Below are 26,116 nucleotides of genomic sequence, written 5' to 3' on the forward strand. Positions count from 1 at the left end.
GCACCGTCTTCGGTTCGATCGTCCGTTCGATTCCGCACTCGGTCTTCGCTCCAACCGGGACCTCCGCCCAAGCGCCCAGCGTTCAGCCGACCGCGATATAGATCAGCGCTTCCGCCGCTTCGGGGTCCATGCCCCGGGTATCGTACAGCTCGAAGTCGCCGGTATACGTCCGCCGCTCGGCCGACTGTTCGAAATGGGCCCAGATGCCGGCCCACGCTTCGGCGACGACTTCGCCCATCGGGCCTGTACGGGTCTTGAACACCCGATAGCGGCTCTGCGGCACCAGCGCCCGGAACGTCTCGGGCAGACGGAACGCGCCGCTTTCACCGCTCTCCGCTGCGGCTTCGGAAGCTTCGGACCGAACGGCCGAAGATTGCGATCCGGCCGAAGCGGCGGCGGATTCATGGCCGATCACGAGCGTGTAGGCGCCCGAAGCGTCGCTCTCGTAATCGGTATAGAGCGCATAGAGCAGATGCGGATTGAGCACTTCGGGCCCCGGTTCGGCGGCAAGCGAACTTTGTCCGTACGTCTGCCACAAGCCCGGAATTTTGCCGACCGAACCGAATTCGGCCGCATTGGTCGTTCTTGCGGCGAAGCCGGTCAGGGCAAACGCTTTGCGCGTCTCGTACACGGCCCCGCTGTCCGCTTCTTCCTCATGCTCACGCTGACGGGCTGACGCATTGAAAGATTCCATTTCCCTCTTCCTCTCTCGACTCAATTTCCGTCAGTATACGCCCCTAACATGGACAGCTTGCTGTCCATGTTGACGACACTTTCTCATTTTCGGTCCGACACCCGCTCCAATACCCGCTCCGACGCGCGATCCGGCACGCTTTTTCCGGCTTCGCCTTCGCTTCCGGACCTGTCGCTCCCATCGGCGTCGGCGTCCGCGCCGTAAGCGGCGATCAGGCTTCGTGCCCGGCGCAGCAGCTCGCTTCGCACTTCGGGCGGCGATTCGACCGTCACCTTGTCGCCGTAGCTGAGCAGCATGCCGTAGAACCATTCGTCGCGCGAGAACGACGTGCGCACCCGGGCGCTTCCGTCTTCCGTTTCTTCGATGCTCGCCGGATCGAATTCGTCCGTCACGCGAATCCGGACTTCCGGGCGAAAACGCAGCGACACTTCGATCCGGGGCAGCGGATTCCAGTCGTCGTTCCATGCGTAACCGTCGAGCGTCGGCGCCGGCTTAGGCAGAAACGGCTCGCCCGTCTCCCTGAGCTCCAGTATGCGCGACAGCCGAAACAGCCGGAATTCGCTGCGCAGCAGACAGTACGCCTGTACGTACCAGACGCTTCCTTTCATCAGCAGCATGGACGGTTCGATAAGGCGCCGGCTCTCCAGCCCGTTCATATTCAGGTAGCGAATGTCCATCCGCACCGCTTCCCGGGCAGCCTGCCGCAAAATCTCGACCTGCCCGCGCATCATTCCGTTCGGCCCCCACGGGTTGAAGTCGAACACGACGCCCGTCCCGGCTCCTTCCTGGCCGCTTCCGCTGCCCAGCAGCGCCTGCACTTTCTCCGTCAGATCGGCGAACGTCCGGTCCCCGAGAACGCTGGCCGCGCCTTTTACCGCCGTGCGCAGCGCTTCGATCTCGCCGGAGCTGAGCATCTGCCGCCCGATCGTGTAGCGTTCCATCAGCTCGAACCCGCCGCTCATGCCCTGATGCGACACGATCGGAATCCCGGCGCGGCACAGCGTCTCGATGTCCCGGTAGACGGTCTTGGTCGAGACTTCGAATCTCTCCGCCAGCTCCCCCGCGCTGATGCGCCTGCGGTTCAGCAGCAGAATGGTGATCGCCAGCAAACGGTCGATTTTCATACGTTCTTCCTCCTCTTCGCGCAGCCTTCTCTCCTCTATTCTACGGCAAACAAACGTTCGCGCCCAGTCCGAAATACTGCGGCTTCCGGGCCAAACTTGCAACCGCATTCCCGCATCCTTTAAGATCAGGTGGAGGACATCGCGGCGGGTACCGGGCCCCTGCCCTCAAGCGGACGCTCGCAAGCAAAATTGAAAATATCTCTTCTTTTTCTGAAAATATATCGATATTTACATATTGAATCGGGACGCCGTCATCGACGTTTTCACAGCAGTATCGGGAGCCGGAATCCCTTCAAATTCAACAGCCGAGGTGAACGAAATGGAGAATTGGATTACCGACTTCATGAACGACTGGGGATACTTCGGCATTTTTCTGCTGATTGCCCTGGAAAATATTTTCCCGCCGATTCCGTCCGAGGTCATCCTGACGTTCGGCGGATTCATGACGACGCAGACGGACATGAACATTACCGGAGTCGTGATCGCTTCGACGCTCGGCTCCGTGGCGGGCGCGGTCGCGCTGTACGCGATCGGCGCCGTCATGAAGCAGGACCGCATGGAGCGGCTGATCGAGAAGCGCGGCAAATGGCTCCGGCTCAAAAAAGAAGACGTGGGCAAAGCCTACGGCTGGTTCGACCGTTTTGGCAAATGGGCCGTGTTCCTCTGCCGCCTCGTGCCGCTCGTGCGCAGCCTGATCTCGATCCCCGCCGGCAGCGTGCGCATGAATCTGGGTTCGTTCCTGCTGCTCACAACGCTCGGCTCGCTGCTGTGGAACACGGTACTGACGTATATCGGCAGCGCGGTCGGCGAATCGTGGGAAAGCGTAGTCGGCCAGCTTGACGTCTTCTCGAACGTGATCTACGTCATCCTCGGCGTACTGGTCGTCGGAGGAGCGGCATTCTTTTTCTGGAAAAGAAGCCGGGGGGCGAAAAGCGAGTCTTGAAAGGGGACGGAAAGGGTAAAGTTCTAAAAGAGTAAGGATTAAAGATTAAAGATTAAGGATTAAAAGATGTCGCTTAGCGCGGCGTCTGCAAATTAAGGGGCCATAGGCTTTCTCAATTTTCGACGCGGCGGCTGCAAATTAAATGGCCATAGGCTCTCTCAATTTTCGATACTAAGGGGTTTTCAAAATGGAAGAAATCACGATCACGGCCATACTCAAAGCCAAACCCGGAACAGAGCACGAGCTAAGAGGCGAGTTAATCAAAGTCGTCGGTCCGACGAGGACGGAGCAGGGATGCGTCGAATACGTGTTGAACGAATCGACCGAAGATCCGCTCACTTTCGTCTTCTACGAGCGTTGGGAGAACGCGGCGGCCGTTCAGGCGCATCTGGACAGCGAGCATTACCGCGAATACCGACGGGCGACGGAACCGCTGATCGAGAGCCGCGAGGTATACCGGCTGCAGCCGATTACGGGCTGATCTTGTTGGGGTAAGCTGCATTCCGATCATGTGAAACGGATTGAGAGGCAGCAGGCTCCAACATCCTCTTCTGGAATCGGAAGGAAGAATCGGTCGGCGAAAAAGTCGACCGTTTGAATTCCGGTGTCCAACCGACCAAACCGCCCTTTGCCGAATCCGGCGAAGGGCGATTCTATTTGCCGAATTCTCGGGTATAGAAAAGAGAAGGGCCGGGGAGCGGCACAGGCTGTGTGCTCTCCGGCAGCGACAGGAAGCGAGAGGTGAACGACCGCTATGTTCAGCGAAACTGAAAATCATCAAGCAAACGGCTTATCCGGCGGCGCGAACGAGGCTTCCGGTACATCCGATTCCCTATACGTCACGGCGGCCGAAGAAGCCGTCGACGAACTCGAACACGTCTCCGGCGTCCATCCCGGCTACCGGCGCGCCCATGCGCGCGGCTTTTGCTGCCGGGCTTCTTTTCTCCCGAGCGGCAAAGCCGCCCCGTACACGACCGCCGCGCATTTGCAGGAGCGCGAGATCAAGACGATCGTCCGCTTCTCCGGCAGCTCGACCGATCCGGCGCTGGCCGACCTGTTATCGCCGGCCAAAGGCATGGCCGTCCAGTTTATGCTGCCGGAAGGCGGCCACACCAATATGGTGGGCGTCACCGTTCCGGTCTTTTTTGCCCGGACGCCGGAATCTTTTATGGAAATGCTGACGACGCTCAACCGCACCAAAGCCGGCAAGATGCCCAAAGCGGAAGCGCTGCGCCGCTTCGCCCGCCACTTCGGCGAGAGCCGGCAGAGCCTGCTGGCGCTCAAGCGTCTCAAGCCGCCGGCCAGCTACGCCACCAACCTCTATTACTGCATTCACGTCTATATTCTCGTCGATTCGGAAGGACGCCGCCGGCCGGTCAAGTTCGAATGGATTCCCGACCTCGGCGTGCAGACGCTGTCGATCCACGACGCGGCCGCCATGCCCGACGACTACCTGGAACGCGAACTCGAACTGCGTATGCTCGCACATCCGCCGTCGTTCAAGCTGAATATCGTCTTCGGCGAAGAAGGCGACCCGACGAACGATCCGACCAAGCGCTGGCCAAGCGACCGCAAACGGATCGACGCCGGCCGCCTCGTGCTGCTGGAACCGATCGCCGAGCCACCGGGACTGATCATGGACCCGACCGCCGTCCCGGACGGAATCGCCCTGTCCGATGACCCGATCCTGAACTTCCGCCGCGACACGTACGCGGAATCTTTGAAACGCCGCAGCGGCGGGCATTGAGCGCAGGGCGGGCATTGAGCGCAGGGCGAGTATTGAGCACTGGAGACGGACGCCAAGTTGGAGCCCGAGCCGCGCATGTATCGCGGTTCGGGCCTTTTCGCGGCGGCGCATCAGGCACATCGTCCGCCGTTTGTCAGCTATCCGATCGCCTGAACAGCCGGCGTTTTCGAATTAAGTGCACAGCTGCAGTTATTCGGCTCCAAAAAGCCGCAAATCGCGAAATAGGTGCGAGAGAACAACTAATTTGCCCAAAGACGAGAATATCCGCAAGGAAAGCGGCAAATAAGTGTTCTCACGCAGTTATTTGCGGCGAGCTCGCAAAGAAGAGGAAATAAGTGCTTTCTTGCACTTATTTCCTCTTCTTTTGGCTTTGCGCGGCGTGTCGCGGCGTTCCGCGATGTGTCCCCGCTCGAAGCCGCCCGCTGCGCGGCGCCGGCCTCGCTCAGAGCGCGCGGCCCCAGATGCGCTCGAACGGCCGGAGGGTGCGGCCGTCTTGCGAACGGTCCAGTACGGCGAACACGACTTGTTCGAAGTGCGCGGACCAGCCTTCGCCGTCCAGCAGGCGGCGCCACCAGGAAGCGACTTCCGCCGGGTCGTTGCGGAACACGCCGCAGCCGTAGGCGCCGAGCACGATCGTCCGGTCGCCGCGTTCGGCGAAGATCGCCAGCGCCAGGCGCATGCGTTCCAGCATGACGACTTTGGCTTGGTCGGCATCTTCTCCCTTGAGCAGCACCTGGCCGTAGTTGACGGCCGGCAGCGTCAGGATCGACGCGCAGATTGGAGGCGAGAGTTCGAACCGCTCGTCGCGGAAAAAGACGACGTCCGGCGAATAAATCGCATGATGCGTATACATCATCGAGCCGCAGGCCCGATTGGCGTCGTAGTAACCGGCGTTTCGCAACTGCGACAGATACAGGCCGCTCGAAATCGCCAGATTCTCTTCCTGCGCCGTCGCCCCGTTCAAGAAGCCGCCGCCCGGATTTTTGGCGCTGGCAAAATTCAGCAGCCCGATACGGCCCGCTCCAGCTATGGCCGCTTCGCCTGCCTCCACATCGCGCCCCGCATCGCCCCGCCCGGCTTCGGCCACCGCCAACTCCCGCACCGTTTTCACGGCCGATTCGTTGACGACGCGGTAGTCCGTGCGCAGGCTGCCGCTGCGGCCGGCCAGCGTGCGCACGATTTCCGCGCCGCGTTCCGGCGTGATAAGCCGACTGTTCTCTTCGCTCAGCCGCTGCGCTGCGCGAATATCGATCGTCTGTCCGCGGTAGGCGTACACGCCGCTGCGGGCGATCTCCACCGTCCCGGCGGCGGTTCGCCGCATGCGGTCGCGCGCTTTTTCCCGGCTGCCGCCTGCCTGTCCCTGCGTCCGTTCATTCATCTTGAACTTCCTCCTTCAATAACGTATCCCGCGCTTCGCTCAGCGCAAAACCGAGCAGATTCGTTCCGCGCCATGCGGACGGGTCTTCCACATCGGGATGGTCTTTGCCGAGACCGATGCCCCAGATCCGGTCTCTCGGGCTGGCTTCGACCAGCACGCGGTTTTGGGTATTGCGGAGAAAAGCCCACAGCTCGGCGTTCTGCCGGAACTTTTCCGTGCTCGCGCGCCGGACGATGCCGTACGCTTCTTTTTTCCAGACGGCGTCGTCGAAGTTCCGGACTTCCCGGCCCAACTCTTTCATACGCTTTGGATGTCCGGCCCGCAAAATGCGCTGGCGCGTCTCTTCGTCCCGGAACAACCGCGCTTTCTCCGCCATCATGTACTGCTCCGCGCAGACATATTCGGTGCCGTCGACCGTAAAAGCGCTCGGCCACCACTGGCTCAGGCAGCTGGCGTCGATCGTGCCCGGCCGCTTGGGCGTATGTCCCCAGAAAAACAAATATTTGAACCGCTGCCCGGCTTTGTGCGCCCGGCGCAGTTCGTTCAGCTCGTAATTCATCGGTAATCTCCCCATTCTTCGCGGCTGCGCCGATACAATCTCGACGGCCGGTGACCCGCATGTTCCGTATATTCGTCCGTTTTCTCCACGAGCGGCTCCGCTTTGCGGCGGAAAGCCGCTTTGAGCAGTTCGCGGTCCAGAATCGCTTCGTAGACCTGCTGCAGCTGCGTCAGCGTGAACCGCTCGGGCATCAGATGCAGCGCCAGCTCGTCGCGTTCGACGCGCATCCGCAGCCGCTCGATCGCCATCGCGATCATCTTCGCATGGTCGAATGCCAGACCGTCATTGTCCGCGATCCGGTACTCGTCGATCGAAGCCCCGTTCGTGCGGGTAAGCCGGCGCTCCACGAGCGCGGTCAATTCGATCACGTCGGCTTCGTCCGTGCTCTCCGGCCCGTCCGGCCCGTTCCCGCGACGCGCTTCTGCTTCGCTGCTGTCCGCCCCGACGGACGTCAGCCGCAGCTCATAGCGCCGCGTATGCACCACGCCGCCGCCCAGCCGCTCCCGACTGTCGCCTTGCAGCCGGTACGTCAGCTCGAACCAGGCGGCGCGATCGGCATCGTCGCCGGCGCGCACGTCCAGACCGCGGCTGTCGACGAGCGCCATATAGGCGCAGCTCATGACCCAGGTACGCGGATCGCGCCCCACGTCGCTGAACGTGTGCAGCTGCTCCAGATAGACGCGGTCCACGCCCGTCTCTTCGCGCAGCTCCCGGGCCGCCGCCTGATCGGCCGTCTCGTTCGGGCGGACGAATCCGCCCGGCAGCGCCCAGCTGCCCAAGTAGGGATGCCCGCCCCGGCGAATGAGCAGCACGCGCAGCGAACGCTTGGGCAGCTTGCGGTAATTCGCTTCTTTGTCGCCCGCCACCGTGAAAATGACCATATCCGCCGCCACCGAAGGCCGCTCGTAATCGCCGACGTCGTACGCGGCGAGAAACTCCGCTTCCGTCCGGCCGTCGGCGTCGCGCGACGTCCCGGGACTGCGTTTGTCCGCGTCTTCGCCGCTTTTGTCTCTTTTTCCGCCGTCGCTGCCTGTATCGTTTCGCTGCCCTGTATCGTTACGCTTCACGTGGTCGCGGCCGTCTTCTTTTCCCGAACCGTTTCCTTCCGCCCGTTCTTCCGTCATGCCTGTGCACCTCCGCGTCGTCTTCCGCCTGCGTCCGTCTATCACGGCAAGCATTTCGTTCGTCACATTTTGATATTATCTAAAAGTTACTATCAACAATAAAAGAATGGCCCTTTTTTGTCAACCGTGCGGCATAAAGCGTATAATGGGAAAAGAATCCAACTTCGAGGAAGTGAAACCCGCATGCCGAATACGCCGGAAGCGCACACGCCGCAGCTGGCTCCGGATGAGAACGCACCGTGTTTTTGCGGCAGCGGACGCAAAATGCGTCTCTGCCACAAGACGGCCTCGGCCGACAGCCGGGCGGTGCAGATGACCCGCTTGTACGGTGACGTCGAAGTCACGATCGCGGACTACCGGGCGGGCAGTCCCAAGCAGCCCCCCTGCCACGAAGGATGCAGCTCATGCTGCTCCGACTATTTTCCCGTGTCCCAAGTCGAATTCGAACTGCTGCTCGTCTACATGGAACGACACTGGAGCAAAGACGAAGTCCGCGAAGCGTTCGAACGCGCCGAAGAGAACCTGCTGGCGCTTCAGAGCGAAAATCCCGACCTGCATGCGTCGCTGACGCACACGGCCGACCGCCAAGGCGAACTGGACGCGATTCGCCACCATGCGGGACGCAACAGTTTCCCCTGTCCGCTGCTCGACCGGGCGACGGGACGATGCCGGGTGTATCCGGCGCGCCCGTTTCTGTGCCGGACGCACGGCAGCTCGCATACGTTCTACGGCAGCTGGCGTGAACGGCTGAGAACCGAGCGCGTGTGCGAACATATCGAAGGCGGACGCGCGCACCGCAAGATCACGCCGAACGTCGCGGATCTCTGGCCCCGCTACGAGGAACTGGCCGACGTGCGCGTCGGGCCGAAGCGGAATCCGCTGCGCCAGTATCCGATTTTCTACTGGCTTGTCCTGTATGGCCGGCACGGCAGCGGACAGACGACGCAGCTCGGCAATCGCGACAATTTCGACCTGCCGCTCGCCGAGCACAACGCGCGGATGGCGGCGCACGGCTCGTCGGCGAACTGAATATCGGCCTTGTACATGCAGCGCCAATCCCGAATCCCCGTCGAAAAAAACCATCAAAAAGACCGCTTTCCCCGCCATCTCTCAGATGGTCGTGGAAAACGGTCTTTTCTTGCTGCCCGCGCTGCTGCGCCGACTGTATCTTCATCGGCTGCGGCCGGAAACTTCCGCCTACTCGCCGTTTGCTCCGCCGGTTTCGGGTTTCGCTTCGGTGTCTTTGGTTCCCTTGGTCTTGTAAGGTTTGGGTGCGTTCTTCTTGCGGTTCTCCGCTTTTTGCCAGCGGGTCCAGCCTTTCTTGCCGGTACCGCGGCCCGTGCCGCCCTTCTTGCTTGCCATGATTGGTTCGCCTCGCTTTCGCGTCCCTCGCCTCCCGCCGTACCGATCTATCGGCCGTTCCGATGCGCATGGACGTCTGTCGTTCTATCGTACGTTAGACGAGGCTCCGGCACAAGGGAGAATCGCCGTTTAGCCGCAACATAAATTTATGGGCGTCGGCGGTGTGGAGCGATTGAGCGGCCGTTTGGGGAGCCCGCTCACTCCGCCCCTTCCAACCGGGCGGCGTCCGTCCCGCGGACTTCGTCCGCGTACAGGCTGACGCGGTTGCGGCCGAGCTGCTTGGACTCGTACAGCGCCTGGTCGGCTTTGCGCATCAGCGTCTGCATGCAGACGTCGGCAGGCGTGGGATCGGACAGCGCTTCCGCCGGAAGCTGCGCGACGCCGAAGCTGGACGTGACTCTCACGCCGTGGCCGACGACGTCGATCGCAAGCGCCGCCACGGCGGCGCGAATACGCTCGGCCCGGGCGCACGCTTCTTGTGCGCCGGTGTCCGGCAGGTACAGGACGAATTCGTCCCCGCCGTAGCGGCCGGCGACGTCTTCGGGTTCGATGATCGAGCGGATGATCTCCGCCACGCCGGACAGGACCCGGTCGCCCGCTTCGTGGCCGAACGTATCGTTGACGCGCTTGAAGTGATCGACGTCGAACATGACGACCGCGGCGGACCCGCCATTCCGCGAAGCTTCGCGCAGTCCCCGCTCGGCCCGCTCGATCAGGGCGTTTTTGTTGAACAGCCCGGTGAGGCCGTCGGTATTGGCGAGCCGCTTGAGTTCTTTTTCCATCTCGACCCGTTCGGTAATGTTGACGAACGTGACGATGCTGCCGGAGCGCTGCCCTTCGCGGTCGCGGATCGGCGAGAACCGAAGATGCACGTAAATCCCGTCTTCGTCCCCGCCGAGCCGCAGATCACATTCCCGGCCGTCGACTACGCTCTGCGCGATCTGCGGACGCTCGGCCAGCACTTCCTCGGCCGGACGCCCGATCAGGCGGCTGTTCAAGCCGGGAGCAAGCTTCAACATGGCGGCGTTGTAATCGACCATGACGTTCTGCGCATTCAGGACGAGCACGCCGTCTTCCATATTCTCGAACACGAGGTCGCGCGCGATCGGCGCCACGTCGAACATGCGGAAACGGAACACGGCCATGCTGTGGAACACGAACGAGAAGCTGATAAAGACCGGCCCGAGGTCGATGCCGTACGGACTGAGCCCTGCGAGGTAATACAGATTGCCCGCGACCGGCACGAGCAACCCCGCGGCCATCGCCAGCATCTGCAGGCGGAAACGGCGGCCGCTCCGGCGCATGCGCGTCGACAGCGCGAAGATCGAGAGCGCCAGGCAGCCGTACAAATAGAGCGTATGGACGGCATACCACGGCCCGCGGCCGAGTTCGACGATCGGGAACGGCGCGTCCGCCCGCAGGCCGATCGACGTATAGTACAAATAATGCAGATCGTTCGTATGCTGAATCACGAAAGTCAGCAGCGGGATGAGGTACAGCATGCGCTTTTTCCAATTGCCGAGCCGGATGCCCGCGTATTCCACGCACATCAGCAGCGTAAACACCGGCAGGAAAGGCAGGGAGAAATATTCGATGCCGATCCAGAATTTGATCTGTTCCAGCGTGTCGCTGGTCAGTTCGAACGCGTATCCGAACGCCAAAATAGAAGCCATAAGCGCGGCCAACACGTAATATCGGCCGCCTGGCGCATGCTTGAATCGGAGCAGGGCATAAACCGCGAGAAAAAGGCTCAGCATCCCGCCCATCATGATGATCGATACGTATACGAATAACGGCTGGGCCATGTTCACCTGCTCCATCTGGAAGATAGGATCGCTTTCGGTCAAACGGACTATAGGGACTGGGTATTCTTGCGCAATTCTTTTTATTATATAGCAGTTTAGCTGATTGTGCCCAACCATTAGTTGGATAGCGGCCGGTTCATGCGGAAGCTTACGGGGCCGCGCGGCCTGCAATCAAAAAGCCGCTTCGCGGAAAATCCGCGAAGCGGCCGGGCCGAACTTTGTTTCAGCCTTTGATCTCGGCCACGGCCCGTTCCAGCGCCGCCGCCACTTTATCGCTCCAGGCATCGAATTCGGGATCTTCCTGCTGCGCTTCCGGATGCGACAGCATGTACGCCACCGCTTCGCGCAGCCCCTGGTCCGCCCGCGTCGTCGCGACGAATTCCGGCACGAGCCGCTTGAGCTTCGAGTTGTCGAATACGACCGTATTGGCTTTGTCGCCGAGCAGGCTGCCGCGGTAGTCTTCGCCGCTGCACGCGTCGAGGAACGCCGACGGCGCATGCAGCAGGTTCGGCTCCACCCCGAGCGCCGACGCGACGATCTCGTGAATCTGGTTCCACGTGACCGATTCGTCGGACGTGATATGCACCGCATCGCCGATCGCGTGAATATTGCCCATAAGCCCGACGAAGCCTTTGGCGAAGTCGCGGCTGTGCGTAACCGTCCAGAGCGACGTGCCGTCTCCGTGCACGAGCACCGGCTTGCCTTCCTGCATCCGCTTGAGCACCTGCCACGGCCCTTTGCTGCCGTGTACGCCGACCGGCACCGAACGTTCGCTGTACGTATGGCTCGGACGGACGATCGTCACCGGGAAGCCGTCTTCGCGGTACCGCTGCATCAGGTATTCTTCGCAGGCGATCTTGTTGCGCGAGTATTCCCAGTACGGATTCGCAAGCGGCGTACTCTCGGTGATCCGGTAATCCGCCGGCGGCGACTGGTAGGCGGACGCCGAGCTGATGAACAGATACTGCTTCGTCTTCCCTTTGAACAGACGGTAGTCGCGCTCGACCTGCCCCGGCACGAATGCGATGAACTGCGCGACCACGTCGAACTCCAGGTCCGCGATCAGCTTGGCCGCTTCGGCTTCGTCGTTGATGTCGCCCTGCAGCAGATGCGCGCCTTCCGGCAGTTCCGCGTTGCGGCTGCCCCGGTTCAGCAAATACAGGTCATGCCCCTGCGCAAGCAGAAGCTTCGTAATCTCTGTGCTGATCGTGCCCGTTCCTCCGATAAATAGCGCTTTCATATTTTCCCCTCCGTTTTGAAAAAAGATAGACTTGCCCGTTTTTTTCCACTTTACGGCCTTTAGGATAGCATGCCCGCAAGGCGAACACAAATTTCCATTGAGGTGATTCAACAGGAAAAATTTTCTTTAAAGGTAAGCGTGAAGCCCACTACACAGAAAAGGAGCTGCATCTATGAGAAAACCGCTTCGTCCCTTTCTTTTGTTGATGCTTTGTCTCGTTCTGACCGCTTTGCCCGCAACCGCTTTCGGCGCTTCGGCGCCTACCACGAAGACGCCGGCCTCCGATCTGCGCACGACGATGGCCAAAGTGCACGGCGAACATGCCTACTACACGGTTATAGCCATGCAAAAACGATTTAACCAAGCCAAAGACGCCTCGGAAGCGATGAACTTGCTCAACGCCAACTCGAACACGATGGCCATGATGGTGTCGGACCTCTACGGCAAAAGCGCCGCCCAAACGTTCCGCACAGGCTGGGATAACCATATCGCGCTGCTGATGAACTACGTTGACGCGACCCGCTCCAAGAACGACGCCGCCCGCAAACAGGCCACGTCGGAACTGAAGAAAAACGCGGCTTCCATGGCCGCGGTGCTCAACAATCTCAATCCACACCTCGACCGCAAGACGCTCGAACAAAACCTGCTCGTCCACGAGCAGTATCTGCTGCAATCGTTCGACGGCTACGTTTCCGGCAAATACGGAACCGCGTACACGGCTGCGCATAACGCCTATGCCCGCACTTCGACGATCGGCGCCATGATGGCGACCGCCGTCGTGAAGCAGTTCCCGGCCAAGTTCAAAGGAACGTCGACCCAGACGGATGCCGCCTACCTGCGTCAGCAGATGGGACAAGGACTCGGCGAGCACGCGATCCTGTCGATCCTCGTGCTTCAGAAAGCGCACGACAAAGCGCCGGATTACGCCAACGCCAAAGCCGCGCTGGATAAAAACACGGCCGCTTTGACCGCGGTGCACCGCAGCCTGTTCGGGGCCGGCGCCGCCAAAACGTTCAACGAACAGTGGAACCGCCACATCAAAGATTACCAGCTGTATCTGGCTGCGACGCTTGCCGGTAACGAAGCGGGCAGCAAAGCCGCCAAAGCCGATCTCGGCGATTTCGTCGCCAAGATTACCGCGTTCCAGGTCAACCGTCTGCCGCTCGACAAGACGATGACGTACCAGGCGAACGCCATGCACGGCGCGCATGTGATCACGGCGATCGATTCGTATCACAACGCCAACTACGCCAAGACGTATCAGGCGCTGCGCATCGGCTACAACCATATGTGGATGACCGGCAACGACCTGTCCGAAGCGGTGGTGAAAAAGATGCCGGGGAAATTTTAAGCGAGACGAAGTTGGGAAAAAAGCGGATGGGGCGAGCGGCGCTCTACTCGATTTTTCCGACAAGGGCAGGAAAAGAAAAGGAACGGCTTATGAGCCGTTCCTTTTTTTTGCGATGTGCGAATATGTGGTCATAGTGTCAACTTTTCCGAAATATCGGGCTGTGTACCGGGACAGACAGCCAGACTCACTGAGCCACGGCCCGGAAATACTTGTAGACTTTGTCCAGCTTCTGCGCATGCTTGCCTTTGGGACTTTCCATGCCGCCGAATTCGAAAAACTTCACTTTTTTGATGCCGACGTATCCGAACAGCGCCCGGCGCATGAGTACCTGATGGGCGTTGCCCATGACGAGGCGCAAATAGCCGGTCGGTCCTTTCATGACGGAGATGCAGACGACGGATTTGCCTTTCATGAGTCCTTCCGGCATCAGGCCGCCTTTGTCGAGATAGGCGAACTTGGACGCGAACATCCGGTCGACGAAGCCCAGCATCATCGCGGGCGGGCGTCCCCACCAGATCGGATAGATCAGCACGATTTTGTCCGCCCACATGAGCAGCTCGCGATGCCGCGAAAGTTCGGGATCGATATGCATGTCGCGCCGGCGCTTGTCTTCGTTAAACACCAACACCGGGTCGAAGCCTTCTTCGTACAGATCGAGCACGCGAACTTCCTTGACGCCCTGGTTCTCGCCTCCGCCGCGCAGCACCTGCTGCATAAAGGAGTAACTCAGGCTCTGGTGATTGGGATGCGCGTAGATCAACAGCATGTTCATGTGTGTTCCCCTTTTCGTTATCATTTGATAACAAAAAGATAACACGTCAAGTTTATACTTGTCAAATGATAATTGTTTATAGATAAGTTTTTTGCTATGTTAAGAAGAGAGGTGAGAACATGGACCATAGTGCTTTATTTCAAAAAGTCGTCTCGTTTGCATCTGCCGTGCATGAAGTCACGCATGAGATGACGCGGGGCATAAAAGACGAAGACATCACGTACGTACAATACAAAATTCTGGAATATATGATGTTCACCCAGCCCGTCACCCCAAGCGAGATTGCGGACTGTGTCAATCAATCGCTGCCCAATACGAGCCGGGAACTGCGCAAGCTGCTAGAGAAAGGCTTGTGCGAAAAAGACGCGGACGAAACCGATCGCCGGCGCCAGATGTTCCGTTTGTCCGAAGCGGGGCAGGCTCTTATCAGCCGCATATTCGCGCGGGAGCAGCAGCGCTTCGAACAGCGCGTTCAGGGCCTGTCAGCGGAAGAAACCAAAAAGATCGAGCAGGCGCTCGATCTTCTTCGCGATACGGTATTCGAAACGCCCAAGTAACCCGCAGTGGGCTTATTAGTTCTTGCTCATTAATCCCTATTATATCCGCAGGCAGCCGCCGCTTAGGCCAAATACTCTTCCAGCCGGTCCCACGTCTCGCGGATGCCGTGCTCCATGCCCATCTCGACGACGGTCTGCAGCGATTGTTCGGAGTCGTACAGCGTGCGCGAGACCAGCTTCGTGCCGCCTTCGATCTCTTCGAAAACGAGCGTCGTGTCGGACGGAGGAAGGTCTTCATTGATCGCGCCGTCGGCGTCGGAAAAATAATCGGTGTAGACGAACGAGTTCGGCGCGTCGATCGACCGGTATACCCCTTTGCCCCACGATTCCATCCCGAAAAACTCGCCCTGATTCTTGTCTTTGCACGTCATGCAGTAATGCCAGACACCTTCCGGGCGAAAATCGAGCGTGCACGCGGTCAGTTCCCAGCCTCGCGGTCCCCACCAATGCGTCAGGTGTTCGCACTGGGTGAAGGCGGCAAACACTTTCTCGCGCGGTGCCTTGAAGATCCGTTCCATAATGAATTCGCGGCCTTCGACTCTTACGATCATGCGGTCGGTCATGTCGTGGTCCTCCTCGAAAAGCTGAATTTGAATGCAAATTCCAAGCCTGCCCCGGGCATCGGCCCGAAGTCCCGTTCCCGTGCTGCCGATCAGTCCGGCATGTCGCGCAGGTACGCGTCCAGCCGGTCGAACCGTTCTTCCCACAGCTCGCGGTAGCCCGCCAGCCAATCTTCCAGGTCGCGAAAAGGCTCGGGCCGCAGCCCGTAATGCCTGCGATTCGCTTCGGCCCGCACCTCGACCACGCCCGCCTGCTGAAGCACCTTCAGGTGCTTGGAAGCCTGCGGCTGGCGCATGTCCAATCGCTGCGCGATCTCGCCCACGCTGAGCGGCCCGCCGCGCAGCAGCGAGACGATCCGCATGCGGCCCGGTTCCGCCAACGCGCCGAACAACTCCGTATTCCCTTCATCCATACCGTCTCTGCGCGGCCCCTCGATCCGGCTTCTGTCTACTTTCGCCCGAAGCGGGCCCGCGCAAGATCACCTCTCTCCGCTCTGCGTCTTGTGTCGGCTTCAGTATAACCCAACCGAATATTCCTGTAAAGGAATATTCGGTTCTCTTTTTGATTTCTCTTTTCGATTTCTTACTTTTCGATTTCCTCTTTTCAATCTTCCAGATCCGCTCGTCGGCACAATCCCCAACGACCAACGACAAAAAAGGCCCGCGCCCTCCGGCGCGGACCTTCCCGACTCGCAAATCCTGTTATCCCGTGCGGCCTCTTTACTCGGCCGGTTGTCCCGCCGCTTCCCAAGCCGCGATCTCTTCGCGCACGATCGGAGCGACCTTCGTGCCGAGCAGCTCGACCGAACGCATCACGTCTTCGTGATTGCCCATCGTGCCGACCGGCGTATGCAGCATGAAGCGCGTGATGCCGACCTTTTTGCGCAGATCGATGATCTTCTTCGCAACCGTCTCCGGGCTGCCGACGTACAGGGCGCCTTCCGGACCGCGCAAAGCGTCGTAGCCCTGGCGGGTATACGGGCCCCAACCGCGCTCTTTGCCGAGCACCGTCATCGCGTAGCGCATCGACGGGAAGAACTTGTCCGCGGCTTCGTCGTCGGTCTCGCCGACGAAGCCGTGCGAATGCGAAGCGACCGGAAGCAGGGAAGCGTCGTTCCCGCCGTGCTCGGCGGCGCGCTTGTACAGGTCGACGAGCGGCGCGAACTGGCTCGGACGTCCGCCGATGATCGCAAGCACCAACGGCAGGTTGAGCAGGCCGGCGCGCACGACGGATTCCTGGTTGCCGCCGCTGCCGATCCAGACAGGCAGCTTCTCCTGTACCGGACGCGGGTAGACGCCCCGGCCCTTGATCGCCGGACGGTGTCCGCCTTTCCAGTCGACGATCTCCGATTGCTGGATCTTGAGCAGCAGTTCCAGCTTCTCGTCGAACAGATCGTCGTAATCGTTCAGATCGTACCCGAACAGCGGGAACGACTCGATGAACGACCCGCGGCCCGCCATGATCTCCGCGCGGCCGTTCGAGACCGCGTCCACCGTCGAGAAGTCCTGGAACACGCGGACCGGATCGGCCGAAGACAGCACCGTCACCGCGCTCGTCAGGCGGATCTTCTCGGTGCGCGCCGCCGCCGCGGCCAGAATGACCGCAGGCGCGGACGCCGCATAATCGATCCGGTGATGCTCGCCCACGCCGAACACGTCGAGGCCGACCTGGTCCGCGAGCACGATCTCTTCCACCACCTGGCGAATGCGCTCCGCGTGACTGATCGTCGGGCCGGTGCCGTCCGCAGGGGTCGTTTCCACAAATGTACTGATGCCGATTTCCATGATTGAATCTCCTTTTGATGAGCCGCCGAGTCGAAGGCTAAATATATTTATTAAAGTAAGTAACTATAATTATTTTATATACTCATTATCGGCTTTTTCTCCGGAGATTTCAAGTCTTGTTTTAAAAATCGGTTCAATCTTCACGGAATCAGGGCAGGAACGGTCGCGAAAAAGAGAATCAGAACGAGGCCCGCGATCAGAAAAGCGACGCCGGCGGCGAGGTTGCCCGTTTTCTCGCGGGCAGCAGCGTCGTTTCGGTCCCATGGTTCGTCTTTGCGGTAAGGCTCCATCCTCGGCATCGATCCTTTTCTCAAATAAAAAGCACCCAGCAGGATCAAAGCGATTCCCGGCAAAAAAAGCCAAAACGATTCGATCGACATATCCTCACTCCTTTTCCATTTGATACTTAATATGTAACCCAAAACTGGATAAAAGGTTTCATACCGCTTCGAATCGGCCGGACTGGTTCTGCTTTTCGAACGGGTGTTATATAAGGAGGGAATCCTCTCTCGAAAGGAGCTGGACCTTTGCCAAACTCCGCCGCGGCCGTCCTCAAAAACGGACTGCTGCTTATGCGGCCGGCCGCTGTCATCGCTTCGAGCGTCGTCATTATTTTCTCCGGCGTCTATCCGCTGTTTGCCGATCCGGCGGTGCCGACCGACCGGGTACTGACCGCGGCGGCGCTGCTGCTCGTCGGCTGTCTGCTGATCCACGGCCTGCTGACGCATGCGCTCAACGATTATACCGATTACCGGTCCGGCACGGACGAACGCAGTCCCGCCCTGCTGTCCGGCGGCAGCCGGGTCATTCAGAACGGACGCATCTCGCCGGAAGCGCTGGGACGTTTCGGCTTCGGGCTGACGGCCGTACTGCTGATTGGCGCGGTGGCGCTCGCCGCAATGGGGCAGATTCGGCTTGCCGTGCTGCTGGTCATCGGAATCTGGGGCGCCGTCTCCTACTCCGCGGCTCCGCTTCGGCTGTCGTACGTTCCTTTTGCCGGGGAGTGGCTGAGCACGTTTCCGTCCACTTTCGCGCTGGGACTGGGCGGAGCGTGGCTGCTGCTGGACGATCTGCCGCTGTGGGCCGTGCAAAATGCGTGGATCAACGCCATGTACTGCATATCCTGGGTAATGGTGCACCATATTCCCGATCTGGAGGCCGACCGCGGCGCTTCCCCCGTCAAGCGGACCAGCGTCGTCTGGGCCGCCGACCGGTTCGGCCCCGCGTTCGCCCGTCTGCCGGCCGTCGCCTATTTCGCCCTGATCGGCGTATCCGCGCTCTGGTTCGCCGGAACGGGCCGGACGCTCGCCGCGGGTATCGTGCTGGCGGCTGCGGCGCTGTCGGTCTATTGGCTGGCCCGGGTGGACGTGCAGGACGCGGCAGCCGTGACGGCGTGCGAGAAAAAGATGCTGCTCACCGCGATGATTCTGGCGATCGGGCTCGGTATTTTCCACTGAATCCGGTCCAAGGGACAAGGTCTGCCTAAGCTTCGCCCCGAAAATCGCAGGGTGGCTTTTATACCTTGAAAACGTTTTATTTTTATGCCACAATTGATATGTTTTCAAGTAACGGGCAGTGCTGAACAGTGCTGTTCCCATGTCGTCCATTCATACAGCAGCGGGGGTTCCGTTGAATCGGACCTTCGTCCAATACAAGGAGGAAAGACCTGATGAGAACAATCAAGCTCGGAAGCAGCAATCTTGACGTACCGGTAGTCGCTGTCGGCTGCATGAGAATCGATTCCCTGGACAAAAAAGAAGCGGAAACCTTCGTGCAAACGGCACTCGACGAAGGCGCGAACTTCTTCGACCATGCGGACATTTACGGCGGCGGCAAGTGCGAAGAGATTTTCGCCGAAGCGGTACATATGAGCCCGTCCGTACGCGAGAACCTGATCCTTCAATCCAAATGCGGCATCCGTCAGGGACAGTTCGATTTCTCCAAAGAGCATATCCTGTCTTCCGTCGACGGCATCCTGCAACGACTGAACACCGATTACCTCGACATCCTGCTGCTGCACCGTCCCGACGCCCTCGTCGAGCCGGAAGAAGTGGCGGAAGCGTTCGACAAGCTGGAAGCTTCGGGCAAAGTGCGCCACTTCGGCGTATCCAACCAAAAACCGATGCAGATCGATCTGCTCAAAAAATACGTGAAGCAGCCGCTGGTCGCCAATCAGCTCCAGCTCAGCATCACGAACGCCAACATGATCTCCAACGGCGTCAACGTCAACATGCTGATCGACGAATCGGTCGACCGCGACGGCAGCATTCTCGACTACTGCCGCCTGAACGATATCACGATCCAGCCGTGGTCGCCGTTCCAATACGGATTCTTCGAAGGCGTGTTCCTCGACAACGACAAGTTCCCGGAATTGAACGCGGAAATCAACAACGTGGCCGAAGCGCACGGCGTCAGCAACACGACGATCGCGATCGCGTGGCTGCTGCGCCACCCGGCCAACATGCAGCCGGTGACAGGCACGATGAACGTGCAGCGCATCAAAGACTGCATTAAAGCCGGCGAAGTGAAGCTGTCCCGCGAAGAATGGTACGCCATCTACCGCGCGGCGGGCAACAAACTGCCTTAACTTCAGGCTAAAGATTAACGATTAACGATTAACGATTAACGCCTTATTTTCGGCGCAAAAAGCCCTGTTCGTACGCTTCGGGGGTATCCGCGGATACTCCCGAGCGACGACAGGGCTTTTTGGTAGGTAACGCTTCGTGCCGGCTTGCGGGAGCGGCGGCGGCCGATTCGACGGCCGTTACCCGTCGGTGCGCAGCACTTTGGCCCGCGGCGGCTCCGGTTCGCCATGCAGCGCCCTGCCGTACAGCTCGACCAACCGCCGTCCGACGGCGTCGAGGTCGAGGCCGAGCGCAAGCTCGCGGCCATTACCCGTCAGATCCGGCAGCGTGCGCTGCGTGATCCCGCGTATGCCGCGCTCGAACGTCTCCAGGCTCCGCGCTTTGTACACGGTCTCGCCGTCGCGCAGCCAATCCGCATAGATCGGCAGATCGCGCACGAGGACCGGAATTTCGGCGGCCAGCGCTTCCAGCAGCACGATGCCTTCCGTCTCCTCGTGCGTGGCGAACAGGAACAGGTCGCTGCCGCAGTAGGCGTCGCGCAGTTCGGTCCGGTTCACGTAGCCGGGAAAATGCAGGTTCGGCAGCTTCGTCTCGACGGCTTGGCGAATCTTCGGCGGGATCATGTACAGCGGCGTGTGGCCGAACCAGTAAAATTCGTGGTCCGGCATCCGGCGGGCCAGTTCCACGAAGTCCAGCACGCCTTTGCGCTCGATATAATGCCCGACCGACAAAACCACTTTGGTGTCGGCGGCGATTCCGTACCGCTCGCGGAACCGGAGCCCGGCTTCGGCGTCCGGCGCGAAGAAGGCACTGTCCACCCCGTTCGACAAGCTGACGATCGGGCCGGTCAGGCCGTACGCGAGCAGCAGGCCTCTGGCATAATCGGTCGGCGTGATCAGCAGGTCCGCGCTGCGGTAGCAGCGCATGATCCAGCGTTTGAACAAGGGAGCGGCCAGATTGGAGCCGATAAACGAATTGCGGAAGTCTTCCATCGTGGAATGGGCATGGTACACGACCTTTTTGCCCTGCCGCTTCGCTCTTCGCGCCATGCGCAGCGAATCGGGGAAAATGGTGTTCAGATGGACGACGTCGTAATCTTCCCGTTCGTCCATCGTGTACGCGACGCCGAGCCTTTCCAGCGCTTCGCGCTGATGGCGCACGGCTTCGCCGACCCCGCTTCGGCTGACCGTATCGAGCGATCCGGCATAGAGCAGTATTTTCATGTTCGTTGTCCTTCCCTTCTTCACGTTCAAGCCATCCCGAACAATCTGGCGGCCCACGTAATCGCCGCGCTCAGGCCGAAGCTGTAGGCGGCGATCGCCAGCGGCTTGCCGAGCAGGATAATCGTCGTGAAGCGGCGCAGCGTCATCTTCGTCGTTCCGGCCAGATAGCAGAGGAAATCGTCCGGCGCGACCGGCATGAAGATGCCGACGGCGAACAAATTGTTGAAGCGCCGGCCTTCCGTCCAGTGTTTGTATTTGGCGAGCAGCTTCGGACTGAACATGCTGTCCAGAATCGGACGGCCGTATCTTCGCGCCAGCAGGAACGCCGCAAGCGAGCCGAGGCAGATGCCGACGTAATTGTAGAGGAATCCGGCCAGCGGCCCGAAGATCAGAATGCCGCCGACGCAGCCGATACCGCCGGGCAGAATCGGAATGACGACCTGCACGGCCTGGAAGACGACGAAGATCAGCGGCGCCCAGACGCCAAAACCCGTCAGAAAAGCTTCCAGCGAAGCCTGGGAACTGAATAGGCCCGCATAGAATCCGTAAACGATGCAGGCCGCGCAGGCGGCCAGGCCCGCGGCGGTCGTAGCGTTCATCATGTAGCGCATCGAGAAAGACTTCAAAGTCGTTCCCTCCGATCTGTCAGTATGGAATCCGGAAGCCGCCGGGTGATCCGGCTGTTGGGCTGCTCGCCTGCCAAGGCTTGGATGACCTTTATTTGAGCGCCGCCATGAGAGGCGCCCGGCCGGCGGCCGGGCTGTAGCTCGCGGCGGCCCGGAGATAGATCTGCTCCGCGCTGTCGCCGAAAGCGGAAGACGAGTAGCGTTCCAGCGCAAGCTTGCGGGCGTTCCCGCCGAGCTCCGCCAGCAGTCCCGGCCGATCGAGCGCCGTCGCGAGCGACGCTTCGAACTGCTCGAACGTCTCGTACTGCCAACCGTTGACGCCGCTGTCGACGACGCCGTTGAGGCAGTCGTCCCGGCGGCACAGTACCGGCACGCCCGAAGCCATTGCTTCGATGTAGGTCAAGCCCTGCGTCTCGCTGTTCGAAGCGCTGACGAACAGGTCGCCCAGCTTATAATAATTCGCGACTTGTTCCGGCTGGACCATGCCCGCGAACACGATCCGCTCGCGCAAGCCGAGCTCGTCCGCGCGCCGTTCCAGCGCCTGCCGGTTCGGGCCGTCTCCGACGATCAGCAGCTTCAGCCGCGGATGGGGACAGCGTGAGACGAAGCGCAGGATTTCTTCGAGGTTTTTCTCTTTGGCCAACCGTCCGACAGACACCAGTACCCGATCTTCTTCGGCCAGACCGAGGCTTTTTCTAAGAAGCAGGCGACGTTCCGCAGGCAGTTCGGCCTGAAACTGGCTTAGGTCCACGCCGGTCGGCACGACCTGGATATCGCCGGGCACGCCGTAACTTTGCAGCAGACTGCGGACTTTCTGCGTAGGGGCGACGACGCTCTCCACATGCTTCAGCGTGCGGCGGGTGAACAGCGCGACCGCCGCGCGTCCCCACGTGCGGCTGGGCGAGAAATAATGGGTGTAGTCTTCGTACACCGTATGGTACGTATGAACGATCGGGATCTTCAGCGCTCCCGCTATGTATCTGGCCATGCGGAACGTACTGAATTCGCACTGCGAATGAATAACGTCCGGTTTCCAGTCGAGCAGCTCGCGCAGCTCTCTTCGATGTACGCGCAGCGCGGTGCGAACGCCCGGGTAGAGCGCGCCCACGGAGCCGATATGGGTGACGCCGCCTTCGGTGAACGAACGGCCGTCCGGCGACAGGGTCAGGATGCGAACCTCGTGCCCGTTCTTCTCCAGTTCGTTTTGCAAATTGACCACCGAGGTAACGACGCCGTTGATGATCGGTCGGTAACATTCGGTCGTAATCAAAATTTTCATACCTGTCCCTCGATTTCGATAGAATTTTGATCGGTGGGAATGCGGATTCTGTTATTGTAAGCTCTATGTTTAAAATACATTCGAATTGCAGATTAAACAATGCTAAACAATTGTTAACAAACTTCCGCTTTGTCTCGTGCCGCTGCTTCATGGACGCCGGGGAACGATCCGGGCCCTGCATCGAATGTCGCGCGGGAGTGTCTACGGGGATTACGTGCTCCCGCGCTCGGCGTTTCGCCCAATCGCGCACACGCGAATAAATACTCGGGGCGACCTTTCCACAAACAAGTATACCTGTTACGCGAAGGCTTCACGAACGAACCGATTCCATGCGCAAAAGCCGAAGCGGTCGGCTTCGGCTTTTGCGTTAAATCGGCGGCTCCTGCCGACTGTTCCAACCGGAGAGCTTCAGCACCCGCGCGATATTCTCGCACGTCCGGGCCACATTCTCCGGGCCGGCGGCCAGCAGGTCGGGCAGCCGCGCGGCGCCCGGCACGATGCCGAACACCGCGTCGATGCCTTCGTCGTACAAGCTCTCGATCCCGTCGCCGACGAAGCCGGCGATCGCGATCACTTTTTTGCCGGCCCGGCGGGAAGCCCGGGCGACGCCGTACGGCGTTTTGCCGAACCGGGTCTGGACATCGATTCCGCCTTCGCCGGTGAACACGAGATCGGCTTCAGCCGCTTGGCGCTCGAACCGGTTATAATCGAGCACGATGTCGACGCCGCGGCGCAGCCCGGACCGGGTGAACGCGAGCAGTCCCGCGCCGAGGCCACCGGCCGCGCCCGCTCCCGGCACGTCGCGGACGTCGCGGCCGAGCTGCCGCGCGATCACGTCGGCGTAACGGGACAGATTGGCGTCAAGCGTCTCGACCACATCCGGCGCGGCGCCTTTTTGCGGGCCGAACACATGCGATGCGCCCTGCGCGCCGCACAGCGGATTGTTCACGTCGCAGGCGACGACGATTTCGACCTGCCCGAGCCGCGGATCGAGTCCCGACGTGTCGATCGACCGCAGCTCGGCCAGACCGCCGCCGCCGCGGCGAATCTCCTGCCCGTTCGCATCCCGGAATTTCACGCCGAGCGCTTCGGCCATGCCCGCTCCCCCGTCGTTGGTGGCGCTGCCGCCGAGGCCGATCAGAATCTTCCGGACGCCGAGGTCCAGACACGCGCGGATCAGTTCGCCCGTACCGTAAGTGGTCGCGATCAGCGGATTTTTCGTATGCTCGTCAACGAACCGGATCCCGCTTGCCGACGCCATCTCGATCGCCGCCGTCTGCCCGTCGCCGAGCAGGCCGAAGCTTGCCGTCACCGGCGCGCCGAGCGGACCGGTCACTTCCCGCTCGTGCAGCGTGCCGCCCGACGCGTCGACCAGCGACTGCACCGTGCCTTCGCCGCCGTCCGCCATCGGGACGTGGATATAGCGGGCGTCCGGGTAGACCCGGCGCAGTCCCGTCTCCATCGCGAGACAGACTTCTTTGGCTGTCATGCTTCCCTTAAAAGAATCCGGCGCAAGCAGAAACGTATGGCCGTGCATGGAATCACGCTCCGTTCTCGATCCTGAAGTCGGTCATGCCGGAGATCCCGGTCAATTCAGGCGGTATACCGCGAACGGTTCGCCGGAGCGGAACGGCTCGCTGATCTCGTCGAGCTTCGCCAGCAGCTTCGCGTCCGGCCGCAGCCGGACGCTCTCCAGATTGTCTTCCACCTGCTGCGGACGCGTCGCGCCGACGATCACGGTCGACACGGCCGGACGGCGCAGCAGCCATGATAGCGCCAGCGTGCTCGGCGTGGTCGACGCTTCCGCCGCAAGCGCGGACACGTCGCGGCCCAATCGCACATACCGTTCGTGCAGGAAACGGCGGAAATTGGGATCGGTCTCGGCACGGGAACCGGCCGGAGCCGGCGTACCTTCGCCGTATTTGCCGCTCAGAATGCCGCCCGCAAGCGGGAAATACGGAATGACGCCCACGCCCTGATCGAGACACATCGGGATCAGTTCGCGCTCCGGCGTACGGTCCGCCAGCGAATAGCTCGTCTGGCTCGATATGTAGCGGACGAAGCCTTCCCGCTCGCTGATGCCGAGCGCCTTCATGAATTCCCACGCGGCATAATTCGAAGCGCCGACGTAGCGCACTTTGCCGGAGGAGACGAAGTCGTCCAGCGCGCGCAGCGTCTCTTCGAGCGGCGTATCCGGGTCGAACGTATGGATCTGGTACAAGTCGATATGATCGGTGCGCAGGCGCCGGAGGCTGTCTTCCAGTTCCCTTTGCAGATGGCGGCGCGACGAACCGCGCTCGTTCGGGCCTTCGCCGCGCGGCAGGCCGGCTTTGGTCGTGAGCACGACCTGGTCGCGGCGTCCCTCAAGCGCCCTGCCGATGATGCGTTCCGATTCCGTGCCGGCATAAATATTGGCCGTATCGAGAAAGTTGATCCCGCCGTCCAGCGCCGCATGGATGACGCGGATCGACGTCTCTTCGTCGGCGCGCTTGCCGAACGCGTTGGTGCCGAGCCCGAGTTCCGAGACGTACAGGCCGCTGCGGCCGAGCCGATTCAACTTCATGCTTCGGACACCTCCGCTCGGGGATGCAAGATCAGGTAGACGTCGATCTCGTCTTCGCTTTCGGTCTCGAAGCCGAAACGTTCGTACAGGCGGCGGGCCGCACTGCCCTGCAGCACGTTAAGCCGCACCGGCAGGCGCCGATCCCGCTCTTCGCCCAGCACGGCGTGCAGCACCCGCGTGCCGAGCCCGCTGCCGCGGCTGCCGCCCCGCAGGTAGAAATGCTCCAGCCAGTAGCCTTCCGGCTCCGGGCGCAGAGCCACGCAGCCGGCAAATTCGCCGCCTTGTTCCACAATCTTCGTATGCTCCGGCACGAACGAACGGCGGAATCTCTCGCGCACGCCCCGCTCGTCGTAGCGGCCCAGCCGCGTCAACGATTCATGCAGCGCTTCCGCGCGCAGTTCGGCCAACCGCTCCACGTCCGAAGCGTGGGCCGGCGTTAACTTCATTCCGTTCATCGGGCCTGCCTCCTTCTCTCGTCGATTCGCGGCAAGCGGCAGGCGTTCAGCCCGCCGCCGTCCAGTGGTCCGGGCGCTCAAGGCCCGGCGGCAGGGTCGTCGACGCGTCCCCCCGGGCCGCGTTCAACTGGACCTGCGTCAGGAACAGGGCGCCGGTCAGGTCGGCGCCCCGCAGATCGGCGTCGCGGAAATCCGCGCCGATCAGGTCCGCTTCGCGCAGGTCCGCGCCGCTGAGATTCGCGGCGATCAGGTAGGCGCCGCGCAGATTCGCGGCGCGCAGGTCCTCGCCGCGCAGATCGGCGCCCACGAGGTCCGCGCCGCGGCCGATAGCCGGCCTGCGGCCCCGGCGGCCGGCCTTGCCCCCGCGCGGGTGCTGCCGCCCGC

The 26,116-nt window shown here is 61.0% G+C and carries 28 protein-coding genes; 8 read left to right on the top strand and 20 right to left on the bottom strand.

The features are described 5' to 3' along the window. Window positions 1-82: 82 nt before the first annotated feature. Both FTE24_RS15710 and FTE24_RS15715 read right to left on the bottom strand, forming a co-directional pair. On the bottom strand, window positions 83-694 hold the full coding sequence (locus tag FTE24_RS15710) for a GyrI-like domain-containing protein (RefSeq protein WP_150234110.1): 612 nt from the start codon (window positions 692-694) through the stop codon (window positions 83-85). Between the two features lie 83 nt (window positions 695-777). Further along, window positions 778-1,818: a helix-turn-helix transcriptional regulator gene (locus FTE24_RS15715; protein WP_150234113.1), complete on the bottom strand. Its 1,041-nt coding sequence runs from the start codon at window positions 1,816-1,818 to the stop codon at window positions 778-780. Window positions 1,819-2,137: 319 nt separating this feature from the next. On the opposite strand from FTE24_RS15715, the gene FTE24_RS15720 reads away from it, so the two are divergent. The 3 genes from FTE24_RS15720 (at window position 2,138) to FTE24_RS15730 (ending at window position 4,508) form a co-directional block, all read left to right on the top strand. Continuing rightward, window positions 2,138-2,761: a DedA family protein gene (locus FTE24_RS15720; protein WP_141447637.1), complete on the top strand. Its 624-nt coding sequence runs from the start codon at window positions 2,138-2,140 to the stop codon at window positions 2,759-2,761. Window positions 2,762-2,948: 187 nt separating this feature from the next. After that, complete coding sequence (locus FTE24_RS15725) at window positions 2,949-3,242, top strand: putative quinol monooxygenase (RefSeq protein ID WP_150234115.1); 294 nt, start codon at window positions 2,949-2,951, stop codon at window positions 3,240-3,242. Between the two features lie 273 nt (window positions 3,243-3,515). Then, window positions 3,516-4,508, top strand: coding sequence for a catalase family peroxidase (locus tag FTE24_RS15730; RefSeq protein ID WP_150234116.1), 993 nt, complete (start codon window positions 3,516-3,518; stop codon window positions 4,506-4,508). A gap of 442 nt (window positions 4,509-4,950) precedes the next feature. Here the strand turns inward: FTE24_RS15730 and FTE24_RS15735 are convergent, their stop codons facing one another. From FTE24_RS15735 to FTE24_RS15745, 3 genes are read right to left on the bottom strand one after another with little or no spacing between them, the layout of a single operon-like run. After that, the gene (locus FTE24_RS15735; protein ID WP_150234119.1) at window positions 4,951-5,886 is read right to left on the bottom strand and encodes a TIGR02452 family protein; all 936 of its coding nucleotides are present in this window, start codon (window positions 5,884-5,886) and stop codon (window positions 4,951-4,953) included. Beyond that, window positions 5,879-6,445, bottom strand: a complete 567-nt coding sequence (locus FTE24_RS15740) for an NADAR family protein (protein ID WP_150234120.1) — start codon at window positions 6,443-6,445, stop codon at window positions 5,879-5,881. Before FTE24_RS15740 ends, FTE24_RS15735 begins: the two co-directional genes overlap by 8 nt. Beyond that, entirely contained in the window at window positions 6,442-7,569 is a 1,128-nt protein-coding gene (locus FTE24_RS15745) for an NUDIX hydrolase (protein WP_150234122.1), read from the bottom strand. The genes FTE24_RS15740 and FTE24_RS15745 overlap by 4 nt, the downstream gene beginning before the upstream one ends. 183 nt (window positions 7,570-7,752) lie before the next feature. Between FTE24_RS15745 and FTE24_RS15750 the strand changes: the two genes are divergently transcribed. Continuing rightward, entirely contained in the window at window positions 7,753-8,598 is an 846-nt protein-coding gene (locus tag FTE24_RS15750) for a YkgJ family cysteine cluster protein (protein ID WP_150234124.1), read from the top strand. A 168-nt stretch (window positions 8,599-8,766) separates the two neighbouring features. Here the strand turns inward: FTE24_RS15750 and FTE24_RS15755 are convergent, their stop codons facing one another. The 3 genes from FTE24_RS15755 to FTE24_RS15765 all read right to left on the bottom strand — a co-directional run bounded on the left by FTE24_RS15755 (window position 8,767) and on the right by FTE24_RS15765 (window position 11,976). After that, entirely contained in the window at window positions 8,767-8,931 is a 165-nt protein-coding gene (locus tag FTE24_RS15755) for a DUF3934 family protein (RefSeq protein WP_141447643.1), read from the bottom strand. 197 nt (window positions 8,932-9,128) lie between these two features. Next, the gene (locus FTE24_RS15760) at window positions 9,129-10,736 is read right to left on the bottom strand and encodes a histidine kinase N-terminal 7TM domain-containing diguanylate cyclase (RefSeq protein WP_160441789.1); all 1,608 of its coding nucleotides are present in this window, start codon (window positions 10,734-10,736) and stop codon (window positions 9,129-9,131) included. Between the two features lie 223 nt (window positions 10,737-10,959). After that, a complete protein-coding gene (locus FTE24_RS15765; protein WP_150234129.1) occupies window positions 10,960-11,976 on the bottom strand; it encodes an SDR family oxidoreductase in 1,017 nt (338 codons plus the stop codon). Between the two features lie 172 nt (window positions 11,977-12,148). Here FTE24_RS15765 and FTE24_RS15770 point away from each other — a divergent pair, with 172 nt between their 5' ends. Beyond that, window positions 12,149-13,327: a hypothetical protein gene (locus FTE24_RS15770; RefSeq protein WP_150234131.1), complete on the top strand. Its 1,179-nt coding sequence runs from the start codon at window positions 12,149-12,151 to the stop codon at window positions 13,325-13,327. A 184-nt stretch (window positions 13,328-13,511) separates the two neighbouring features. Here the strand turns inward: FTE24_RS15770 and FTE24_RS15775 are convergent, their stop codons facing one another. Beyond that, window positions 13,512-14,099: an NAD(P)H-dependent oxidoreductase gene (locus FTE24_RS15775; RefSeq protein WP_150234133.1), complete on the bottom strand. Its 588-nt coding sequence runs from the start codon at window positions 14,097-14,099 to the stop codon at window positions 13,512-13,514. Window positions 14,100-14,218: 119 nt separating this feature from the next. On the opposite strand from FTE24_RS15775, the gene FTE24_RS15780 reads away from it, so the two are divergent. Then, on the top strand, window positions 14,219-14,656 hold the full coding sequence (locus FTE24_RS15780) for a MarR family winged helix-turn-helix transcriptional regulator (RefSeq protein WP_150234135.1): 438 nt from the start codon (window positions 14,219-14,221) through the stop codon (window positions 14,654-14,656). A gap of 62 nt (window positions 14,657-14,718) precedes the next feature. Here the strand turns inward: FTE24_RS15780 and FTE24_RS15785 are convergent, their stop codons facing one another. The 4 genes from FTE24_RS15785 to FTE24_RS15800 form a co-directional block, all read right to left on the bottom strand. Further along, complete coding sequence (locus tag FTE24_RS15785) at window positions 14,719-15,219, bottom strand: SRPBCC domain-containing protein (protein ID WP_150234137.1); 501 nt, start codon at window positions 15,217-15,219, stop codon at window positions 14,719-14,721. Between the two features lie 89 nt (window positions 15,220-15,308). Further along, window positions 15,309-15,629 carry an ArsR/SmtB family transcription factor gene (locus FTE24_RS15790; RefSeq protein ID WP_150234139.1) on the bottom strand — a complete coding sequence of 107 codons (321 nt, stop codon included), beginning with the start codon at window positions 15,627-15,629 and terminating at the stop codon, window positions 15,309-15,311. Between the two features lie 307 nt (window positions 15,630-15,936). Beyond that, complete coding sequence (locus FTE24_RS15795) at window positions 15,937-17,001, bottom strand: LLM class flavin-dependent oxidoreductase (protein ID WP_150234141.1); 1,065 nt, start codon at window positions 16,999-17,001, stop codon at window positions 15,937-15,939. A gap of 140 nt (window positions 17,002-17,141) precedes the next feature. Continuing rightward, window positions 17,142-17,381: a hypothetical protein gene (locus FTE24_RS15800; protein ID WP_150234144.1), complete on the bottom strand. Its 240-nt coding sequence runs from the start codon at window positions 17,379-17,381 to the stop codon at window positions 17,142-17,144. A gap of 147 nt (window positions 17,382-17,528) precedes the next feature. Here FTE24_RS15800 and FTE24_RS15805 point away from each other — a divergent pair, with 147 nt between their 5' ends. Together FTE24_RS15805 and FTE24_RS15810 are read left to right on the top strand one after the other, a co-directional pair. After that, entirely contained in the window at window positions 17,529-18,458 is a 930-nt protein-coding gene (locus FTE24_RS15805) for a prenyltransferase (protein WP_150234146.1), read from the top strand. A gap of 212 nt (window positions 18,459-18,670) precedes the next feature. After that, a complete protein-coding gene (locus tag FTE24_RS15810; RefSeq protein ID WP_150234148.1) occupies window positions 18,671-19,588 on the top strand; it encodes an aldo/keto reductase in 918 nt (305 codons plus the stop codon). A 177-nt stretch (window positions 19,589-19,765) separates the two neighbouring features. On the opposite strand, the gene FTE24_RS15815 is transcribed toward FTE24_RS15810, so the two are convergent. The 7 genes from FTE24_RS15815 to FTE24_RS15845 form a co-directional block, all read right to left on the bottom strand. Next, complete coding sequence (locus FTE24_RS15815) at window positions 19,766-20,809, bottom strand: glycosyltransferase (protein WP_150234150.1); 1,044 nt, start codon at window positions 20,807-20,809, stop codon at window positions 19,766-19,768. Window positions 20,810-20,835: 26 nt separating this feature from the next. Then, window positions 20,836-21,435, bottom strand: coding sequence for a TVP38/TMEM64 family protein (locus FTE24_RS15820; protein WP_150234152.1), 600 nt, complete (start codon window positions 21,433-21,435; stop codon window positions 20,836-20,838). Window positions 21,436-21,526: 91 nt separating this feature from the next. Continuing rightward, window positions 21,527-22,714 (bottom strand): glycosyltransferase family 4 protein, encoded by a 1,188-nt coding sequence (locus FTE24_RS15825; protein WP_150234154.1) that lies wholly within the window; start codon window positions 22,712-22,714, stop codon window positions 21,527-21,529. Between the two features lie 367 nt (window positions 22,715-23,081). Further along, window positions 23,082-24,251 (bottom strand): glycerate kinase, encoded by a 1,170-nt coding sequence (locus FTE24_RS15830; RefSeq protein WP_150234156.1) that lies wholly within the window; start codon window positions 24,249-24,251, stop codon window positions 23,082-23,084. 51 nt (window positions 24,252-24,302) lie between these two features. Next, window positions 24,303-25,277, bottom strand: a complete 975-nt coding sequence (locus FTE24_RS15835; RefSeq protein WP_150234157.1) for an aldo/keto reductase — start codon at window positions 25,275-25,277, stop codon at window positions 24,303-24,305. Continuing rightward, a complete protein-coding gene (locus FTE24_RS15840) occupies window positions 25,274-25,732 on the bottom strand; it encodes a GNAT family N-acetyltransferase (RefSeq protein ID WP_150234159.1) in 459 nt (152 codons plus the stop codon). Before FTE24_RS15840 ends, FTE24_RS15835 begins: the two co-directional genes overlap by 4 nt. A gap of 46 nt (window positions 25,733-25,778) precedes the next feature. Next, window positions 25,779-26,116, bottom strand: a 338-nt coding sequence (locus tag FTE24_RS15845; RefSeq protein ID WP_160441790.1) for a pentapeptide repeat-containing protein, incomplete at its 5' end; no start/stop codon positions are given.

The sequence above is a fragment of the Saccharibacillus sp. WB 17 genome, from assembly GCF_008634075.2.
Classification (GTDB): Bacteria; Bacillota; Bacilli; order Paenibacillales; family Paenibacillaceae; genus Saccharibacillus; species Saccharibacillus brassicae.